Consider the following 19,773-nt stretch of genomic DNA (forward strand, 5'->3'; position numbering starts at 1 on the left):
CCCGTCAGTAGCGGTAGTGGTCGGGCTTGTACGGACCGTCGACCTCGACGCCGATGTACGACGCCTGCTCCGGGCGGAGCGTCGTCAGCTTCACGCCGAGCGAGTCCAGGTGGAGGCGGGCGACCTTCTCGTCCAAATGCTTGGGCAGCGTGTAGACGCCCACCGGGTACTCGGACTGCTTGGTGAACAGCTCGATCTGCGCGAGGGTCTGGTCGGCGAACGAGTTGGACATCACGAAGGACGGGTGCCCGGTGGCGTTGCCCAGGTTCAGCAGGCGGCCCTCGGACAGCACGATGATGACCTTGCCGTCCGGGAACGTCCACGTGTGGACCTGCGGCTTCACCTCGTCCTTGACGATGCCGTCGATCTTCGCGAGCCCGGCCATGTCGATCTCGTTGTCGAAGTGGCCGATGTTGCCGACGATGGCCTGGTGCTTCATCTTGGCCATGTCGCTCGCCATGATGATGTCCTTGTTGCCGGTCGTGGTGACGAAGATGTCGGCCTTGTCGACGACCTCGTCGAGCGTCGTGACCTGGTAGCCGTCCATCGCCGCCTGGAGCGCGCAGATCGGGTCGATCTCGGTGATGATCACGCGGGCGCCCTGGCCGCGCAGCGATTCCGCGGAGCCCTTGCCGACGTCGCCGTAGCCGCAGACGACGGCGGTCTTGCCGCCGATCAGGACATCGGTGGCGCGGTTGATGCCGTCGACCAGTGAGTGGCGGCAGCCGTACTTGTTGTCGAACTTCGACTTCGTCACCGCGTCGTTCACGTTGATCGCGGGGAACAGGAGGGTGCCCTCGCGCTGCATCTCGTACAGGCGGTGGACACCGGTCGTGGTCTCCTCCGTCACGCCGCGGATCTCCGAGGCGATGGCGGTCCAGTCGAGCGTGGAGCGCTCGAGGAGGCCGCGCACGACGGTCATCTCCTCGCCGGACGCCTCCGGCAGCGCGCCGGTCTTCTGGCGTTCGACGCCGAGGTGGACGAGGAGGGTGGCGTCGCCGCCGTCGTCCAGGATCATGTTCGGGCCGTTGTGTCCGGGCCAGGTCAGCGCCTGCTCGGTGCACCACCAGTACTCCTCGAGGGTCTCGCCCTTCCAGGCGAAGACCGGGATTCCGGCGGCGGCGATGGCGGCGGCCGCGTGGTCCTGCGTCGAGTAGATGTTGCAGGAGACCCAGCGGACCTCGGCGCCGAGCGCGACGAGGGTCTCGATGAGGACGGCCGTCTGGACGGTCATGTGCAGGGAGCCGGTGATCCGGGCGCCCGCCAGCGGCTGGGCGTCGGCGTACTCCGCGCGGATCGACATCAGGCCGGGCATCTCGTGCTCGGCGAGGGTGATCTCCTTGCGGCCGAACGCGGCGAGGGAGAGGTCGGCGACCTTGAAGTCGGTGAACTCAGCTGACATGGAGGCTCCTTGAGCTGTTCAGTACGGCACGGTGGATGTCCAGGGTCGCCGTGGACTTGTTGAGCGTGATGTAGTGCAGGCCGGGGGCGCCTTCGGCGAGCAGCCGCTCGGCCATCGCCGTGGCGTGGGCGACGCCGATCTCGTACGCGTCCCGCGGGCGGTCCCGGGCCGCCTCCAGGCGGTGCGCGAGGTCCTCGGGGAACGCGGCGCCGGACAGCTCGGCGAACCGGCCGATCTGGCGGGCGTCCGTGGCCGGCATGATCTCCGGGATGATCGGCGTGGCGCAGCCGGCGGCCGCCACCCGGTCCCGGAGCCGCAGATAGTCCTCCACGTCGAAGAACATCTGGGTGACCGCGTAGTCCGCGCCGGCGCGGCACTTGGCCACGAAGTGGCGGATGTCGCTGTCCCAGTCCGGCGAGCGCGGGTGCATCTCGGGGAACGCCGCCACCCCGATCCTGAACTCGCCGAGCGAGCGCACGAGTTCGACGAGCTGGTAGGCGTAGGTGAAGCCGTCCGGGTGGGGCCGCCAGGGACCCCTCGGGTCGCCGGGCGGGTCGCCGCGCAGGACGAGGACGTCCCGTACGCCGACGTCCGCGTACTGGCCGATGATGTGCCGCAGCTCGGCCACGGAGTGGTCGACGGCCGTCAGGTGCGCCACGGGGCGCAGGGTCGTCTCGGCGACGATGCGCTGGGTGACCTGGACCGTGCGCTCGCGCGAGGAGCCGCCCGCGCCGTAGGTGACGGAGACGAAGTCGGGGGCGAGGGGTTCGATCCGGCGCAGCGCCTGCCACAGGGTCTGCTCGCCCTTGGCGGTCTTCGGCGGGAAGAACTCGAAGGAGAACGTCGGTCTCACCGTCCGCCTCCCGCCCGGCCCGCGTTGAAGTAGCTGGCCTCGGGGTGGTGGACGACGATGGCGTCGGTGGACTGCTCGGGGTGGAGCTGGAACTCCTCGCTGAGGTGGACGCCGATCCGCTCGGGCCGGAGCAGGCCGGCGATCTTGGCGCGGTCCTCCAGGTCCGGGCAGGCCGGGTAGCCGAGGGAGTAGCGGCAGCCCTGGTACTCGGTGCGGAACATGCCGTCCATCGCGGCCGGGTCGCTGCCCGCGATGGAGAGTTCGGCGCGGACGCGGGCGTGCCAGTACTCGGCGAGCGCCTCCGCCAACTGGACAGAGAGGCCGTGGAGTTCGAAATAGTCGCGGTAGGAGTCGGCGGCGAAGAGTTCGGCGGTCGCCTCACCGACCTTGGAGCCGACGGTGACGACCTGCAGCCCGACCACGTCGATATCCCCCGACTCCTCCGGGCGGAAGAAGTCGGCTAGGCAGAGGCGGCGGCCGCGGGCCTGGCGCGGGAAGGTGAAGCGGGTCCGCTCGTGACCGGTGTCGTTCAGGATGATCAGGTCGTCGCCCTTGGACACGCAGGGGAAGTAGCCGTGGACGACGGCCGCCTCCAGGAGGTTCTCGGTGCGCAGCCGGTCCAGCCACATCCGCAGCCGGGGCCGCCCCTCGCTCTCGACGGTGTCGCCCTTGAGGCCCCACTGGCCCTTGAAGAGAGCGCCCTCGTCGAGCCAGGACGCGTACTCCTTGAGCTGGATGCCCTTGACGACGCGGCTCCCCCAGAAGGGCGGCTCCGGCACGGGGTTGCCGGTGGCGACGTCCGAGCGGCCGGTGTCCCGCGGCTCCTCCAGGACGAACTCCCGCTTCGGCACACGGCGTTGCTTCAGTTCGGGGAGGGTGGCGCCGGGGACGCCGCGCTTGACCGCGATCAGGGCGTCCATCAGGCGCAGGCCTTCGAAGGCGTCGCGGGCGTAGCGGACCTCGCCCTCGTAGATCTCGTGGAGGTCTTGTTCGACGTAGGCGCGGGTGAGGGCGGCGCCGCCGAGGATGACGGGGTAGTCGGCGGCCATCTTGCGCTGGTTCAGCTCCTGCAGGTTCTCCTTCATGATCACGGTGGATTTGACGAGGAGGCCCGACATGCCGATGACGTCGGCCTTGTGTTCCTCGGCGGCTTCCAGGATCGCGGAGACGGGCTGCTTGATGCCCAGGTTGACGACGTTGTAGCCGTTGTTGGACAGGATGATGTCGACGAGGTTCTTGCCGATGTCGTGGACGTCGCCGCGCACGGTGGCAAGCACGATGGTGCCCTTGCCCTCGGAGTCGGACTTCTCCATGTGCGGCTCCAGATAGGCCACCGCGTTCTTCATCACCTCGGCCGACTGGAGCACGAACGGCAGCTGCATCTGGCCGGAGCCGAACAGTTCGCCGACCACCTTCATGCCCGCGAGCAGGGTGTTGTTGACGATGTCCAGGGCGGGCGTGGACCGGAGGGCTTCGGCCAGGTCTTGATCGAGGCCGTTCTTCTCCCCGTCGATGATGCGGCGCTGGAGGCGCTCCTCCAGCGGCAGCGCGGCCAGTTCCTCGGCCTTGCCGGCCTTGAGGGACTTGGCGGTGGCGCCCTCGAACAGCGCCATCAGCTTCTGCAGCGGGTCATAGCCCTCGGCGCGCCGGTCGTAGATCAGGTCCAGGGCGGTCTGCACCTGCTCCTCGTCGAAGCGGGCGATCGGCAGGATCTTCGAGGCGTGCACGATCGCCGAGTCCAGACCCGCCTTGACGCACTCGTCCAGGAAGACGGAGTTCAGCACGATCCGCGCGGCCGGGTTCAGACCGAAGGAGATGTTGGACAGGCCGAGCGTGGTCTGCACGTCCGGGTGGCGCTTCTTCAGCTCCCGGATCGCCTCGATCGTCGCGATGCCGTCGCCCCGCGACTCTTCCTGACCGGTGCAGATGGTGAAGGTCAGACAGTCGATGAGGAGGTCCGACTCCTGGATGCCCCAGTTCGTCGTCAGGTCGGTGATGAGGCGTTCGGCGATGGCGACCTTGTGCTCGACGGTGCGGGCCTGGCCCTCCTCGTCGATCGTCAGCGCGATCAGCGCCGCGCCGTGCTCCTGCGCGAGGCGGGTGACCTTCGCGAAGCGCGAGTCCGGGCCGTCCCCGTCCTCGTAGTTGACCGAGTTCAGGACCGCCCGGCCGCCGAGCTTTTCCAGGCCCGCGCGCAGCACGTCGACCTCGGTGGAGTCCAGCACGATCGGGAGGGTGGAGGCGGTGGCGAAGCGGCCGGCCAGCTCCTCCATGTCGGCGACGCCGTCCCGGCCCACGTAGTCGACGCACAGGTCGAGCATGTGCGCGCCCTCGCGGATCTGCTCCCGCGCCATCTCCACACAGTCGTCCCAGCGGGCCTCCAGCATCGCCTCGCGGAACTTCTTCGACCCGTTCGCGTTCGTCCGCTCACCGATCGCCATGTACGCCGTGTCCTGGCGGAACGGCACCGACTGGTACAGCGACGCCGCGCCGGGCTCCGGGCGCGGGTCGCGCACGGTCAGCTCCGCGCCGCGCACCCGCAGGACGACCTGCCGCAGATGCTCGGGTGTCGTCCCGCAGCAGCCGCCGACCAGCGAAAGGCCGTACTCCCGCACGAACGTCTCCTGCGCGTCCGCCAGGCCCTCCGGGCCCAGCGGGAAGGTGGCGCCCTCCGAACTCAGCACCGGCAGGCCCGCGTTGGGCATGCACATCAGCGGTATGGAGGAGTGCCGCGCCAGATGGCGCAGGTGCTCGGTCATCTCGGCCGGGCCGGTCGAGCAGTTGAGGCCGATCAGGTCGATACCCAGCGGCTCAAGGGCCGTCAGTGCCGCGCCGATCTCCGAGCCGAGCAGCATCGTGCCGGTCGTCTCGAAGGCGAGCGAGCAGATCAGGGGCGTGTCGGCGCCGAGCGCGTCCATCGCGCGCCGCGCACCGATCAGTGCCGCCTTCGTCTGCAACAAGTCCTGCGTCGTCTCGACGAGGAGCGCGTCCGCGCCTCCCGACAGGAGCCCTTCGGCGTTGCGCTGGAACCCGTCGCGCAGCACGTCGTACGTGGTGTGCCCGAGGGTCGGCAGCTTCGTGCCGGGCCCGATGGAGCCGAGGACCCAGCGCCGCTGACCGGTGGAGTCGGTGAAGGCGTCGGCGACCTCGCGGGCGATCCGGGCGCCCGCCTCCGACAGTTCGTGGGCCCGCTCCGATATCTCGTACTCGCCGAGCGCCGCGTGGTTCGCGCCGAACGTGTTGGTCTCCACGCAGTCGACGCCCACCGCGAAGTACGCCTCGTGCACGGAGCGCACGATGTCGGGGCGGGTCACGTTGAGGACCTCGTTGCACCCTTCGAGCTGCTGGAAGTCGTCCAGGGTCGGCTCCCGCTCCTGGAGCATGGTGCCCATCGCGCCGTCCGCGACGACCACGCGCGTCGCGAGGGCGTCGCGGAGCGCGGCGACGCGGGCGCGGCCCTCGTCCACGGCGCTCATGACCGTCCGCCCAGGACCGTCGCGAGCGGACCGACGGCGCCGTGGCCGTAGACACGTTCGACGATGCGGGTCAGCTCCGCCGCGTCCACCTCGTACGTCTGCGAACCGACCGCGGCGAGGACCACCGAGGCCAGCGCGCAGCCCAGGTGGGCCGCGGACCGGGCGTCGGCGCCGTGGCCGACGGCGGCGAGGAAACCGGCGCGGAAGGCGTCGCCGACACCGGTCGGATCGGCCGTCTCGGCGACGGGGACGGCGGGGACGGCGAGGGGCGCGCGTCCGGCGCTCTCGACGCGGGCGCCGCCCGCGCCGAGGGTGGTGATCCACGTGCCGACGGCGGCGAGCACCTCCTCGCGGGACCAGCCGGTGCGCTCGCGCAGCAGCGCCGCCTCGTACTCGTTGGTGAACAGCCAGGTCGCGCCGGTCACCAGCGCGCGCACCTGCTCCCCGTCCAGGCGGGCGAGTTGCTGCGAGGGGTCGGCGGCGAAGGGGATGCCGAGGGCACGGCAGTCGGCCGTGTGCCGCAGCATCGCCGTGGGGTCGTCGGGGGAGACCAGGACGAGGCCCGGGCGTTCGGCGCCCGTGAACAGGGGGCGCAGGTCGATGTCGGCGGCCTCGGCCATCGCGCCGGTGTGGAACGCGGCGATCTGGTTGGCGTCCTCGTCGGTGATGCACATGAAGCGGGCCGTCTGCCGCTCGGGCGCGACCCGGACCCCGCCGGTGTCCACGCCGTGCTCCTTCAGCCACACCTCGTACTCGGCGAAGTCGGCGCCGACCGCCCCGACGAGCAGCGGCGCGAGGCCGAGACCGCCGAGCCCGAACGCGATGTTCGCGGCGACGCCGCCCCTGCGGACCTCGAGCCGGTCGACGAGGAAGGAGAGCGAGAGGTGCGCCAGCTGGTCGGGCAGCAGATGGTCGGCGAACCGCCCGGGAAAGACCATCAGATGGTCGGTGGCTATGGAACCGGTCACCGCGATGCGCACAGATCACTCCTTGGTCGCTTCGGTTGCTTCGGTCGCTTCGGTCGCTGATCGCCGGTGGCGCACGGGACCGGCCCACCGGGGCCGCGGCCGTGCTCCCGCCCGAACTGCCGCCGGGCCCGGCCGTCGGGCGGCGGACCCGGCGGGCCCGCCGCACGGCTGCGGGCTCAGATGCCCGCGGCCGCCTTGAGCTGCTGGGCGCGGTCGGTGCGCTCCCAGGTGAAGTCGGGCAGTTCACGGCCGAAGTGGCCGTAGGCGGCGGTCTGCGCGTAGATCGGGCGGAGCAGGTCGAGGTCGCGGATGATCGCGGCGGGGCGCAGGTCGAAGACCTCGGCGATCGCCGCCTCGATCGTGGCCTGCGCGACCTTGCCGGTGCCGAAGGTCTCCACGAACAGGCCGACCGGCTCGGCCTTGCCGATCGCGTACGCGACCTGCACCTCGCAGCGGGAGGCGAGCCCTGCCGCGACGACGTTCTTCGCGACCCAGCGCATCGCGTACGCGGCGCTGCGGTCCACCTTGGACGGGTCCTTGCCGGAGAACGCGCCGCCGCCGTGGCGGGCCATGCCGCCGTACGTGTCGATGATGATCTTGCGGCCGGTCAGGCCCGCGTCGCCCATCGGGCCGCCGATCTCGAACCGGCCCGTCGGGTTGACCAGGAGCCGGTAGTCGTCCGTCTCCAGCTTGATCCCGTCCTCGGCGAGCTGGTGGAGGACGTGCTCGACGACGTGTTCGCGCAGGTCGGGGACGAGCAGGGAGTCCAGGTCGATGCCGGGGGCGTGCTGCGAGGAGACGACGACCGTGTCGAGCCGGACCGGGCGGCTGCCCTGGTACTCGACGGTGACCTGCGTCTTGCCGTCGGGCCGCAGATAGGGGACCGTGCCGTCCTTGCGCACCGCGGTCAGGCGCCGCGAGAGCCGGTGGGCCAGCTCGATCGGCAGCGGCATCAGGGTGGGCGTCTCGTCGGTCGCGTAGCCGAACATCAGGCCCTGGTCGCCCGCGCCCTGCTGGTCGAGCTCGTCACCGCCGTCCGCGCCCTCGACGCGCTTCTCGTACGCCGTGTCGACGCCCTGCGCGATGTCCGGCGACTGCGCGCCGATCGACACCGAGACACCGCAGGACGCGCCGTCGAAGCCCTTGGCGGAGGAGTCGTAGCCGATGTCGAGGACGGCCTCGCGCACGAGCTGCGCGATCGGCGCGTACGCCGTCGTCGTCACCTCGCCGGCCACGTGCACCAGACCGGTGGTGATCAGCGTCTCGACCGCGACACGGGAGGCGGGGTCCTCCCGCAGCAGCGCGTCGAGCACGGTGTCGCTGATCCGGTCGGCGATCTTGTCGGGATGTCCTTCGGTCACGGACTCCGAGGTGAACAGGCGACGGGACATGACTCTCCAGACGGTTGTGGCCCACAACGCGAAGGGCGTCGGACACGAAGCGCGGCACAGGCGGGCGGGACCGCCCGGGTGCCTGCCACGATGACCGACGCCGAAAGAGGAGCACTCGAAGAGCGGCAGAACCCCGCCAGAGCCAGCCGCCGCCCGGTACACCCGCCGCCCTGCACACCCGCGGCCCGGCGCGATCCGTGCGGGATCGGGCCGGGCCGCAGGAGTCCGGGTCAGTGCACGAGGTCGCGCTCGTACGCCCCCGGTTCACCCTGCCTGCCGGGTCCTGCGGGCAGCGGGGCGGTCGGCGGGCGGTGCAGCTTCTCGCCCTCGACGTCGACGTTCGGCAGGAGGCGGCCGAGCCAGCGGGGCAGCCACCAGGCGGCGTCGCCGAGGAGGGCGTGCACGGCGGGCACGATGGTCATGCGGACGAGGAACGCGTCGAACAGGACGGCCGACGCGAGACCGAAGCCCATCATCTTGACCAGGTCGTTGACCTCGAAGATGAAGCCGGAGAAGACGCTGATCATGATGATCGCGGCGGCGGTGACGACCCGTCCGCTGTGCCGGAAGCCGGTCACGACGGCCTCCTCGGCCCCGGCGCCGTGCACGTACGCCTCCCGCATCCGGGTCACGAGGAAGACCTCGTAGTCCATCGCGAGCCCGAAGACCACACCGATCATGAACATCGGCATCGTCGTCATGATCGGGCCCGGCTGGTCGACCCCGAGCACGTCGGCGGCCCAGCCCCACTGGAAGACCGCGACCACCGCGCCGAGCGCCGCGCTCACCGACAGGAGGAAGCCGAGCGCCGCCTTCAGCGGCACGAGCACCGAGCGGAACACCAGGAGCAGCAGCAGGAACGCGAGGCCGACCACCAGCGCCAGGTAGGGCACGAGCGCGTCGGACAGCGCCTGCGAGAAGTCGATGAACAGGGCGGTCTGCCCCGTCACCAGGATCTCGGCCGCGCCCGAGGACGCCGCAAGGGTCGCGGCCCGCGCACGGACGTCCTTGACCAGTTCCTTCGTCGCGTCGTCCGTCGGTCCGGTCTTCGGGACGACGCTGAGGATCGCCGTGTCGCCCGCCTTGTTGGCGGTGGCGGGCGAGACGGACGCGACGCCCGCCACCTTCTTCAGGGCGGCGCCCGCCTTGTCGCCTGCGGCCGCCGCGTCCCGGCCCTCGACGGTCACCGTCAGCGGACCGTTGAAGCCGGGCCCGAACGACTGCGACAGCAGGTCGTACGCCTTGCGCTGCGTGGTGTCCTTCGCCATCGTGCCCTCGCCCGGCAGACCGAGCTCCAGCCGCGTTGCGGGCAGGGCCAGCGCCCCGAGCCCGAGGACCGCGACGATCAGCACACCCACCGGGCGGCGCACCACGAACGAGGCCCAGCGCGTCGACAGGTTCGGCTTGGTCCGCGCGGCGAGCTTCGCCGCCTTCTTCTCGGACCGGGCCAGCTTGCGCGGCGACAGCGGCTTTTTCGTCCGGACGAGACGCCGGTCGGCGACGCGCAGCACACGGCGCGGAGCGAAGCCGAGCAGGGCCGGTACGAGGGTGACCGCGACCAGTACGGCGACGGCGACCGTACCCGCGGCGGCGAGCCCCATCTTGGTGAGGACCGGGATGTTCACGACCGCGAGACCGGCGAGCGCGATGATCACGGTGAGCCCGGCGAAGACGACCGCCGAACCGGCGGTGCCGGTCGCCCGGCCCGCCGCGACGTCGGGGGAGTGCCCCTCGGCGATCTCGGCGCGGTAGCGGAAGATGACGAACAGGGCGTAGTCGATGCCGACCGCGAGGCCGATCATCATCGCCAGCGTCGACGTCGTGGCCGAGAGGTCGAGCGCGCTGCCGAGCGCGGTGATCGCGGACGTGCCGATGCCGACCCCGATGAGGGCGGTGAGCAGCGGCATCCCGGCGGCGAGCAGCGCGCCGAACGTCAGCACGAGGACGACGGCGGAGACGAGCACACCGATCTGCTCGCCGGTGCCGTTCATCTCCTGCTCGACCATGATGGCGTCGCCGCCCGCCTCGACGGTCAGACTGCCGTCGCGGGCCCGGTCGGTGGCCTTGGTGAGCGCGTCGTGCGCCGCGTCGGTGACGTCGGGCGCCGCGACCTCGTAGGTCACCACCGCGTACGCGGTCCGGCCGTCGCCGCTGATCGAGCGGGCCTTGAACGGGTCGGCCACGGCGGCCACTTGCGGCGCCTTGCCGAGTTCGCCGACGAGGCGTTCGACGGCGGCGCGCTCGTCGGAGATCGTCCTCCCGGCGGGTGCGCGCAGCACCACACGGGCGCTGGCGCCCTCGGCGCTCGCGTCGGGGAACTTCTTCTCCAGCAGGTCGAACGCCTTCTGGGACTCGGTGCCCGGCATCGAGAACTGCTCGGTCGGCGGGGTGGGCGCGGAGGACGCCGCGGCACCGGCGCCGACGACGATCAGCACCCAGAAGAGAGCGAAGAGGCCGCGGCGCCTGAAGGCGAGTCGGCCGAGTCGGTAAAGGAAGGTAGCCACGGCAACCGCGCTTCCGTCGTGAGGGGTCGGGGACGTACGCACGGGCCGGCCGCCGGGCGTGTCACGCCGGGGCGATCGGCTCCGTACGCACACACGTTGACGGGAAGGGCCAGGGGCCGAGCGGGATCTCCGCGGTCTCTGGAGCGCTTCTCCAGCGGTTCTCGACGGCACGCACCGTTTCCGGCCAGCCGTGAGCCGGGCCCGCACCGGTCGCGCTGAAGACCGGGCAGAGCATCGCTGCAGAACCCGTGGACCGGCCCCCACCGCCCGCCGCGGCCGCGCCACGATGGGCGCGCGCGTCCTGTCCGGCACCACCGCACGCCCACCGGTCGTCACCGCACGCCCACCGGTCGCCGACCGGTCCTCCACCGGTCGTCACCGCACGCCCACCGGCCGTCTCAGGGAAGGGACCCGACCCCCATGCCCCGCACCCACGCTCCGACACGTCCGCGCGTCCTTGCCGCCGCCGCCGCGATCGCCCTCGCCGCGGGGGCGCTCACCCTCGCGGGCTGCGAGGCGGCCCACCGCACCCTGGACTGCGTCCGCACCGCCAACGCCGTCGCGGGCAGCGTCGACGACCTCCAACGGGCCGCGCGCGACGCCGCGTTGGACCCCTCCGAGGCCGACGGCTACTTCTCCCCGATCGAGGACGACCTGAGGGACATCGCCGGGCAGAGCGACGACGTCGACGTGGACCGGGCCGTCAAGGATCTGGGCCGGGCCGTCGCCAACGTCGTCGAGGCCCTCAAGAACGGCGACACGAGCCCGGACCTGGGCCCCGCCAAGGCCGCCGCGGGCGAACTGACCAAAGCCTGCACACGATGAGCCGGGCGCTGCCGGTGCGCGCCCGCGCGTGAAACGCCGGAAGCCCGCCGGTGCCCCACGGGGGGTGGGCGGGGCGCCGGCGGGCGGGCTCGGGGTCGCGGGGGCGGTGTGGCCCCCGGGCGGACTCCCTGCCCCGAGCATTCCGGCGGCCGGGGGAGGGCCGCTCGTGAACCGCTGGAGAGGGAGTGCGCCGCAGACCCGGGTTACTTGGGGTCGGCGTTGAACTGGGCCTTGGACCACAGGTAGCCGAGGACGGTCAGGCCCACGCACCAGACGAGGGCGATCCACCCGTTGTTGCCGATCTCGCTGCCGAGGAGCAGGCCGCGCAGGGTCTCGATGGCGGGGGTGAAGGGCTGGTACTCGGCGATCGGCTGGAACCAGCCGGGCATCGAGTGCAGCGGGACGAAGGCGCTGGAGATGAGGGGGAGGAGGATCAGCGGCATCGCGTTGTTGCTGGCGGCCTCCGCGTTCGGGCTGCCGAGGCCCATGCCGACCGCGATCCAGGTGAACGCGAGGGTGAAGAGCGTGACCAGGCCGAAGGCCGCGAGCCACTCCAGGACCGAGGCGTCGACCGAGCGGAAGCCCATGGCGACACCGATGGCGCCGACGAGGACCAGGCTCAGGAGCGTCTGCACGACGCTGCCGACGACGTGCCCGAAGAGGATCGAGCTGCGGTGGATGGCCATGGTGCGGAAGCGGGCGATGATGCCCTCGCTCATGTCCGTGGAGACGGAGACCGCGGTGCCGATGGTGGTCGAGCCGATCGTCATCAGCAGGATGCCGGGGACGATGAAGGAGATGTAGGCGTCGCGGCCCGCGCCGCCGCTCATCGTGTCGCCGAAGATGTAGACGAAGAGCAGGAGCAGCATCACCGGGGTGAGCAGCAGGTTCAGGGTGAGCGAGGGGTAGCGGCGGGCGTGCAGCAGGTTGCGGCGCAGCATCGTGCCCGAGTCGCGGACCGCGAGGGACAGGGAGCTCATCGGACGGTCTCCTTGGGCTGGGTGGGGACGCCGCTCGTGCTGGTGAGCGCGAAGAACACGTCGTCCAGGTCGGGGGTGTGCACGGTCAGCTCGTCGGCCTCGATGCCGGCCGCGTCGAGCCGGTCCAGGATCGAGCGCAGGTTGCGCTGGCTGCCGTCGCTGGGGATCTGCAGGGCCAGCGTCTCGTCGTCGCGCGCGGCCTCGGTCAGGGCGAGGGCGGCGGACTGGAAGGCGATGGGGTCGGTGAAGCGGAGGCGGACGTGGCCGCCGGGGACCAGCCGCTTCAGCTCCTCGGCGGTGCCCTCGGCCGCGATCTTGCCGTCGTTCAGGACCGCGATGCGGTCGGCGAGTTCGTCGGCCTCCTCCAGGTACTGGGTGGTGAGGAACACGGTGACGCCGTCGGTGACGAGCTCGCGGATGATGTTCCACATGTTGTGGCGCGAGCGCGGGTCGAGGCCGGTCGTCGGCTCGTCCAGGAAGATGATCCGCGGGCTGCCGACCAGCGTCATCGCGATGTCAAGGCGGCGCTTCATGCCGCCTGAGTAGGTCGAGGCGGGCTTCTTGGCCGCCTCCACCAGGTCGAAACGGGCCAGGAGTTCGGCGGTGACGCGCCGCCCCTCGGCCTTGGACAGGTGGTGCAGGTCGGCCATGAGGAGCATGTTCTCCTCGCCGGTGATCAGCCCGTCGACGGCGGAGAACTGCCCCGTGACACCGATGACGGCGCGGGCGGACTGGGCCTTCGTGGCGAGGTCGTGCCCGCCGACCGTGATCTGCCCGGAGCCCGGGTCGGGCGCGATCAGGGTGGAGAGGATCTTCACGGCGGTGGTCTTGCCGGCACCGTTGGGCCCGAGGAGGGAGAAGATCGTGCCTTCGGGGACGGTGATGTCGAAGCCGTCGAGGACGGTCTTGTCTCCGTAGGACTTGCGCAACCCGTGCGCCGCGATGGCCAGGTTCGTCATGGGGGGAGCTCCGTTTCGGGGTTCAGAGGCCGCGGGCGGTGATGTCGCCGTGCGAGGTGGTCGCGTGGATGGTCAGACCGGCGGCGGCACCGTCGCTGTTGCGCAGCGTGTTGGTGACCCGGCCGTAGGCGGTGCGGGCGTCGAGGGTGGCGGAGACGCCGGGGGCGGCGCCCACCGAGATCCGGCCCGACTCGGTGTGCAGGGTGAGAGTGCCGTTCGAGGCTTCGGTGACGGTCAGGTCGCCCTTCTGGGCGCGCAGTTCGGCGGATCCGGTGAGGCGGGCCACCGACACGTTCCCGTCGGCGACGGTGAGCCGGGTGTGCGCGCTCTCGTCCAGGGCGACGGTGGCCTGCGCCCCCTCGAAGGTGACGTCGCCGAGCCGGCCCTTGGTGGTCAGTTCGGCGCTCGCGGCCTTCGCGTCGACGTGCGATCCGGCGGGCAGGTGGACGGTCACCTCGACGGAGCCGGAGTTGCCGAGCACCCCGTGCTTCGCCTCGGGCGCCTCGATCCGCAGCACGCCCTCGCGGAAGGAGACCTCGATCTGCTCGGCGGCCTTCACGTCGCGGCTCTTGCCGGCGTCGGCGGGCAGCACCTCGACGCTCGTCTCGGCCTGGTCGGCCGCGACGAGGTGGATGCGCCCCGCCGGGATGTCGAGGACGGTCGGGACCGGGGCCGGGGTGTCGAACTTCTGCATCGTGCTCTCCTTCATCCGCGTCGCGGTCCCTGCGGCCCGCCGTTTCTGATGATGGAAACGCTACGTTGCATTCACGGTTCCGGCAACACGACTGGTGCACTCAACTCGCAAGCAGTGCAGGTCAGAACCGCATAATCATTGCAATGAACTTGGTTTGAATGCAACGATTCGAGGGTTGAGTGTTGCAATGATTGACGGTGAACGCGCTGCGGGAGCGCCGGGCCGCGCGCGGGCCGCCGCGCCCGGGACCGGGTGAACGTGCCGACTGTCCCGCGCGCCGGTGCAGCGCCGCTCGAACCTCACTTGAGCCACGACGTCCGCCCGGCGCGGCCCGGTCGTTTCGGTGGCTGGAAACGCTACGTTGCGTTCAGTGACGTGGCACAGTCTTCACGGTGCAACTACGCTACGAAGCAGGCAAAGCGCGGGAAGGGTTGCAACGATCTCTAGGTGAACGCAACAGCGGGCCCCAAAATCGTTGCAACAAGTCGGAGGTGAACGCCAGGTGCGGTGCTCTCTCCGCTGGTCGTCGCCGTACGCGGACGGCATATGCGCACACCCCATTGCGCACAAAAAACCTACCGAGCGGTTTAAATTGACTTGCCATTCGACCGGTTCCTACAGTCATGCGCACTCCGGGCGGATCTCTCCCCGCGCCGGTGGCCTCACGCTGTCGTACGCGGGTGGCTGATGTCGGCCCGTACACGGACATTACGAGGTGAAGCGCCCATGAAGGCGAAGCAGGAGCGGTCGGCGCGGACGCTGGAGCGGCTGATCACGTCCGCGGCGCAGCTGTTCGCGGACCGCGGCTTCGTCCGGGCCACCCTCGGCGACGTGAGCGTGGCGGCCGGCGTCACCAAGGGCGCGCTCTTCTTCCACTTTGCCACCAAGGACGACCTCGCGGACGCGGTCCAGATGCGCGGCCAGGAGATCTGCGAGGCCGCCATCAGGTCCATCGCCCGGCGGGAGGAGCTCAGCCTGCAGGTCCTGATCGACGCCACGCACGAGCTCAACCGCCTGCTGCGCGAGGACCCGTTCGTGCGGGCGAGCGTGCGGATCACCCGGGAGCGCGGGAGCGGGGCCGGGGCCCCGTCCGACTTCTACCCGCTGTGGCTGGGGCGGCTGTGGGAGCTCCTCGACGAGGCCCGGCGCAAGAACGAACTGGACGGCCAGGTCGCCGACGGATCGGCCCGTACCCTCGTCACCGCCGCGGTCTCCGGGGTCGAGGTCCTCGCCTCGATGGGGGTGCCGGCGGACGAGGGCGACGCGTGGCTGACGCGCCTGTGGGAGCTGTTCCTGCCGCTCCTCGTGCCGCCCGGCGATCCGCACCAGGTACGGACCATGGCCTTCACAGATCTCCCGTAGATTGCCCATGAGTGCTACAAACTTCACACGCTGGGGGCTGTTCGCTCCTGCGGGGGAGTCTCAGGGGGAGACATGGGCGCTTTGGCGGGCAAGACGGCGTTGGTCACCGGAGCGAGTCGCGGGATAGGGCGCGGTATCGCGCGCCGCCTCGCCCGCGAAGGGGCCCTGGTCGGTGTGCACTTCAAGGGGGACGACGCCGCGGCCGACGAGACGTTGAGCGCGATCCGCGACGACGGCGGCCGCGCCTTCTCGATCCGGGCCGACCTCGGCGCACCCGGCGCGGTGGAGCTGATGTACGCCCAGTTCGACGCGGGGGTGGCCCAGTTGGGCGCGGCCCCGGGTCTGGACATCCTGGTCAACAACGCGGGGGTCAGCGGCGCGGCCCGCATCGAGGAGGTCACCCCCGAGCTGTTCGACCGCATCTTCGCGGTGAACACCAGGTCGCTGGTGTTCGTGTCGCAGCAGGCGGTCAAACGCATCCACGACGGCGGCCGGATCATCAACGTCTCGTCGGCCGCGACGCGCCTCGCCTACCCCGAGTCCCTCGTCTACTCGATGAGCAAGGGGGCCGTGGACACCTTCACCCTGGCGCTCGCCAAGGAGATGGGGGACCGCAACATCACGGTGAACGCGGTGCGTCCGGGGTTCATCGAGACCGACATGAACGCCACGAAGCGGCTGAACGCCAAGGCCGCGGACGAACTGGCGGCGTGGTCGGTCTTCAACCGCCTCGGCCAGCCCACGGACGTCGCCGACATCGTCCTGTTCCTGGCGTCCGACGCGTCCCGGTGGATCACCGGGCAGTGCATCGACGCCTCGGGCGGCAGCCGCCTCTAAGGCTCTCACCTCGCGGTTCTCACGACCCGTGGGGCCCGTGCGGCCCTGACGCCGCCGGGCCTCCCGGCGGCCCAACCCTTCCGCCTACCCCAATTTGCCGACTACACATGTAAAAAAAAACCAGTCGACTGGTATTCTCTCCTTACTTTCGTGGCGCACTGGGGGCTTCGCGCCCGTCGTTTGTTCTGCTCAGGACGCGTTTTCATCCCGATCGACGTCTTAGCCAGGGGGACAAGGTGAGTCTGCTTCTCCAGACCGACCGTCCGGACCACCGGACAGGCCACGACCGCGACCTCGATCTCTTCGAACAGACCGTCCCGCGCAGCCTCGTGCACCGCGCCGCGGTCTCCGAGGTGCTCGTGACCGGATGGCGGAGCACCGAGGGCACCTCGTACCGGCTCGGTGCCCAGTGGTCGCGCGGACACAGCTACTACGGGTCCGTCGCGAACCGGTGGCACGATCCGATGCTGTTTGCCGAATCGATTCGGCAGGCTTGTCTGCTGCTCGCCCACGAGGCGCTGGACGTCCCCATGACGCACCAGTTCCTCACCACCCGCACCTCCTTCGAGGCCGACGAGGCCGGAGTCCGGCTGTCGCGTCCCGGACGCCCCGCCCACGTCGTGCTCGACATGAGCCTCGCCGAGGTCAAACGCCGTGCCGGAGCGGTCAGTTCGTACGCCTACGACGTCGTCGCCCTGCGCGACGGCGAGCGCATCGGCAAGGGCTACCTGCAAGGCCAGTGCGTCTCCCCGGCCGTCTACAAGCGGCTGCGCGGCGACTGCTTCGCGGCGCGGGCGTCGCACCCCGCCGGACAGCCGGTGGAACCCCGGCTCGTCGGGCGGGACAACGAGTTCGACGTCGTGCTCGGCACCTCCGTGGCCGACGGCGTGCTGCCGCTGCGCATCGACCCGGAGCACCCGGTCCTCTTCGACCACCCTGTCGACCACGTGTCCGGCATGGTGCTGATGGAAGCCGCGCGGCAGATGGCGCTGCTCGCCCTGCGGGCACCCTCGGCCCTGCTGGTCGCCTGCGAGGCGCACTTCAAGCGGTACGTCGAGTTCCACGTCCCGTGCCTGGTGACCGCGGGCCCCTCGGAGGTCGACGCGGCGGGCCGCACCCACCTCACCGTCCACTTCCACCAGGGCGGCACCGAGGTCGGCGCGTGCCGGGTCGCGCTGGACACCAGTGCGCAGGACTGAGCCGGACGGGGGCGCGGGAGCCACGGCGGTCGCACCGGCCGCCGTGGACACCGTGCTCGTCGCGGGCGGCACGGGCTTCATCGGCCGGGCCGTCGTCCGCGAACTCCGGGCCCGCACCGGCACCGCCGTACGGGTGCTGTCCTCCCGGGGCGGGCCGCGCCTGCCCGCCGGCTCGCCCGTGCGCCACGTCCGCGCCGACCTGACCCGCCGCGACACCCTGCGGGGAACCTGCGACGGCGTCACGACACTGGTGCACACCGCCTCCTACGTCGGACGGGACGCCGAGCGCTGCGCCGCCGTCAACCACGCCGGGACCCTGGCGCTGCTCGACGAGGCGCGGCGGGCCGGGGTGGACCGCGTCGTCCACATCAGCACCGCGTCCGTCTACGGCGGCGGTCCCCATCGCGGGGCGCGCGAAGGGGAGGTGCCGCTGTGCCCGGAGTCCGCGGCGAGCGCCTCCAGGGTGCGCGGCGAGCAGGCCGTGCTCGACGCGGGCGGAGCGGTCCTGCGGCCGCACCTCGTGTACGGGGAGGGGGACCGGTGGGTGGTGCCCGCCATCGACCGGCTGCTGCGCCGCGTCCCCGTGTGGCCGGCCGGCTGCGACCCGCTCATGTCGGTCATCGCCGTCCGCGACCTGGCCCGCTGCGTCGTCGCCCTGGCGCTCGACCCGTGGGCGGTGCGCGGACCGGAGGTCTTCCACGCGGCGGACCCGCGGCCCGTGACGATGGCCCGGCTGCGATCCGCGCTGCACGATCTCCTCGGCACACCCCTGCCGACCCGCACGCTCCCGCCCGGCGAGCACCGCTCCCGCGTCCGCACCGCCCTGCCCGCCCTCTCCGACCACCAGTACGCCCTGCTCACCCAGGACCACTGGTACGACGCGGCCAAACTGTGGACCCGGACCGGCCGGCACCCGGGCCCGGGCCTGGAGACGAGGCTCGCGGAGAGCCGGGACTGGTACCGCTTGTACGGGAGTTGAGGGCCCTGGCCATGGGCGTTCGAGTGCGGCTTCAGCCCGGCTCCAGCCGCCTGCGATCGTTCCTCCAGCCGTGATGTGTAGCGTTTCGGGCGTTCGACGAGCCTGTATCGCACCACGGGTCCGCCGCCCGGTCCGTCCGGACGTGTGGGCCAGGACCGACAGGAGCCGACTCGCGTATGACCGTGCAGATCACCGCTCCCGGCGTACGCGCGGGCCGCGGAACCGCGGTGGAGGCCAACGCCCGGTACCGGCAGCTGATCGCGAACGGGGCGACCTGGCTGTCGGTCACCTTCGACCTGCCCACCCGGCTCGGCCACGACAGCGACGCCCCGGCCGCCGCGGGTGAGGTCGGCAGGGACGGCGTCGCGGTCGACTCGATCGACGACATGCGCGTCCTGTTCGGCGGCATCCCGCTCGGCGACGTCTCCACCTCGATGACCGTCGGCGCCCCGGCCGCACCGCTGCTCCTCCTCTACCACCTGGTGGCCGAGGAACAAGGGGTGGCCGCCGACCGGCTGACCGGGGCGCTGCGCCACGGCCGGGCCGGGCAGCACCCCCGCGCGGCCGCGCCCCTCTTCCCGCCCCGCGCTTCCCTGCGGCTGAACGCGGACGTCCTCGCCTACTGCAGGGCCGAACTCCCGCGCTGGGGCACGGCCGCACCGCAAGGCCCCGGCGACGACGCCCCGGCAGGCCCCGCACCCCGGCGCAGCGCGCCCGGCGCCGGGCTGCGGCAGGGCGAACGTCTCGCCAAACTCCGCGCCTGGCGCTGCGGGGACCGTGTCGACGCCGCTCTGACGGCGCTGCGCACGACCGCGGCCGGACCGGACAACGTCCTGCACCCGATGAAGACCGCCCTGTCCGCCGGGGCGACCCTCGGCGAGGTCTGCTCAGTACTGCGCGAGGTGTGGGGCACCGGGTGACACGGATCCCGCGAGCGTCCATGGGGCCGCTCCGGAGGCGGCGCCGGTCCGGCGGGTGATGAACGCGTCGATGGCGCGCACCGAGCGCAGTTCGTCCGCGTCCGGTATCCAGCCGTCGAGGTCGACGGCGTAGCGGTCGCAGATCCAGGCGACCAGCTGCATGACGCCCATGCTGTCGAGGACGCCGTGGGCCAGCAAATCCTGGTCCGGCTCCGGTGCGCCCGCCGGGGCCCCGCCGAGCTGGGTGGCCAGGAACTCTTCGATGGCCTGGGAGTGACGCATCAGGACTCCTTCGCGGACGCGGGCCGGGCCCATCGGTTCTATGGGCCCGGCCTCGACTTCCGCTTGAATTCCGGTGCATCGGGAAGCGGGCGGAGAATTGCTCTGAGGGTTCGCTGGAGAGCCGGTCGACGGAATTGCGGTC

The 19,773-nt window shown here is 71.3% G+C and carries 16 protein-coding genes and 1 pseudogene; 7 read left to right on the forward strand and 10 right to left on the reverse strand.

The genetic code is table 11. The annotated features are described in order from the left end of the window. Positions 1-4: 4 nt before the first annotated feature. From ahcY to C1N81_RS01870, 6 genes are all read right to left on the reverse strand, one after another. Positions 5-1,402: an adenosylhomocysteinase gene (gene ahcY / locus C1N81_RS01845; protein WP_394426018.1), complete on the reverse strand. Its 1,398-nt coding sequence runs from the start codon at positions 1,400-1,402 to the stop codon at positions 5-7. After that, positions 1,392-2,255: a methylenetetrahydrofolate reductase [NAD(P)H] gene (metF, locus tag C1N81_RS01850; protein WP_394426020.1), complete on the reverse strand. Its 864-nt coding sequence runs from the start codon at positions 2,253-2,255 to the stop codon at positions 1,392-1,394. Before metF ends, ahcY begins: the two co-directional genes overlap by 11 nt. Continuing rightward, positions 2,252-5,731, reverse strand: coding sequence for a methionine synthase (metH, locus tag C1N81_RS01855; protein WP_394426022.1), 3,480 nt, complete (start codon positions 5,729-5,731; stop codon positions 2,252-2,254). Before metH ends, metF begins: the two co-directional genes overlap by 4 nt. Continuing rightward, positions 5,728-6,711 carry a carbohydrate kinase family protein gene (locus C1N81_RS01860; protein ID WP_394426024.1) on the reverse strand — a complete coding sequence of 328 codons (984 nt, stop codon included), beginning with the start codon at positions 6,709-6,711 and terminating at the stop codon, positions 5,728-5,730. Before C1N81_RS01860 ends, metH begins: the two co-directional genes overlap by 4 nt. 164 nt (positions 6,712-6,875) lie before the next feature. Continuing rightward, the gene (gene metK, locus C1N81_RS01865; protein ID WP_394426025.1) at positions 6,876-8,090 is read right to left on the reverse strand and encodes a methionine adenosyltransferase; all 1,215 of its coding nucleotides are present in this window, start codon (positions 8,088-8,090) and stop codon (positions 6,876-6,878) included. A 230-nt stretch (positions 8,091-8,320) separates the two neighbouring features. Continuing rightward, positions 8,321-10,594 carry an MMPL family transporter gene (locus C1N81_RS01870; protein WP_394426027.1) on the reverse strand — a complete coding sequence of 758 codons (2,274 nt, stop codon included), beginning with the start codon at positions 10,592-10,594 and terminating at the stop codon, positions 8,321-8,323. A 420-nt stretch (positions 10,595-11,014) separates the two neighbouring features. Here C1N81_RS01870 and C1N81_RS01875 point away from each other — a divergent pair, with 420 nt between their 5' ends. After that, positions 11,015-11,419 carry a hypothetical protein gene (locus C1N81_RS01875; RefSeq protein ID WP_394426028.1) on the forward strand — a complete coding sequence of 135 codons (405 nt, stop codon included), beginning with the start codon at positions 11,015-11,017 and terminating at the stop codon, positions 11,417-11,419. Between the two features lie 203 nt (positions 11,420-11,622). On the opposite strand, the gene C1N81_RS01880 is transcribed toward C1N81_RS01875, so the two are convergent. Genes C1N81_RS01880 through C1N81_RS01890 form a run of 3 tightly spaced genes read right to left on the reverse strand, consistent with a single transcriptional unit; the run spans position 11,623 to position 14,052 of the window. Further along, positions 11,623-12,399 (reverse strand): ABC transporter permease, encoded by a 777-nt coding sequence (locus C1N81_RS01880; protein WP_394426030.1) that lies wholly within the window; start codon positions 12,397-12,399, stop codon positions 11,623-11,625. After that, the gene (locus tag C1N81_RS01885) at positions 12,396-13,358 is read right to left on the reverse strand and encodes an ATP-binding cassette domain-containing protein (RefSeq protein ID WP_394426032.1); all 963 of its coding nucleotides are present in this window, start codon (positions 13,356-13,358) and stop codon (positions 12,396-12,398) included. The genes C1N81_RS01880 and C1N81_RS01885 overlap by 4 nt, the downstream gene beginning before the upstream one ends. A gap of 22 nt (positions 13,359-13,380) precedes the next feature. After that, positions 13,381-14,052: a DUF4097 family beta strand repeat-containing protein gene (locus tag C1N81_RS01890; protein ID WP_394426034.1), complete on the reverse strand. Its 672-nt coding sequence runs from the start codon at positions 14,050-14,052 to the stop codon at positions 13,381-13,383. A gap of 726 nt (positions 14,053-14,778) precedes the next feature. Here C1N81_RS01890 and C1N81_RS01895 point away from each other — a divergent pair. The 6 genes and pseudogenes from C1N81_RS01895 to C1N81_RS01920 all read left to right on the forward strand — a co-directional run bounded on the left by C1N81_RS01895 (position 14,779) and on the right by C1N81_RS01920 (position 19,349). Further along, positions 14,779-15,414, forward strand: a complete 636-nt coding sequence (locus C1N81_RS01895; protein WP_394426036.1) for a ScbR family autoregulator-binding transcription factor — start codon at positions 14,779-14,781, stop codon at positions 15,412-15,414. Positions 15,415-15,486: 72 nt separating this feature from the next. After that, entirely contained in the window at positions 15,487-16,251 is a 765-nt protein-coding gene (locus C1N81_RS01900; protein WP_394426038.1) for an SDR family oxidoreductase, read from the forward strand. A gap of 236 nt (positions 16,252-16,487) precedes the next feature. Next, entirely contained in the window at positions 16,488-17,450 is a 963-nt protein-coding gene (locus tag C1N81_RS01905; protein ID WP_394426040.1) for a ScbA/BarX family gamma-butyrolactone biosynthesis protein, read from the forward strand. Next, positions 17,437-18,429, forward strand: a complete 993-nt coding sequence (locus C1N81_RS01910) for an NAD-dependent epimerase/dehydratase family protein (protein WP_394426042.1) — start codon at positions 17,437-17,439, stop codon at positions 18,427-18,429. The genes C1N81_RS01905 and C1N81_RS01910 overlap by 14 nt, the downstream gene beginning before the upstream one ends. A gap of 209 nt (positions 18,430-18,638) precedes the next feature. Beyond that, positions 18,639-19,130 (forward strand): annotated as a pseudogene (locus C1N81_RS01915) (methylmalonyl-CoA mutase family protein); the annotation flags it as partial. Between the two features lie 24 nt (positions 19,131-19,154). Then, positions 19,155-19,349, forward strand: coding sequence for a methylmalonyl-CoA mutase family protein (locus C1N81_RS01920; RefSeq protein WP_394426234.1), 195 nt, complete (start codon positions 19,155-19,157; stop codon positions 19,347-19,349). Here C1N81_RS01920 and C1N81_RS01925 read toward each other — a convergent pair. Then, positions 19,317-19,631 (reverse strand): acyl carrier protein, encoded by a 315-nt coding sequence (locus tag C1N81_RS01925; RefSeq protein ID WP_394426044.1) that lies wholly within the window; start codon positions 19,629-19,631, stop codon positions 19,317-19,319. The two genes, C1N81_RS01920 and C1N81_RS01925, sit on opposite strands and share 33 nt — an antisense overlap. Positions 19,632-19,773 lie beyond the last annotated feature (142 nt).

The sequence above is a fragment of the Streptomyces sp. SGAir0957 genome (assembly GCF_043523415.1).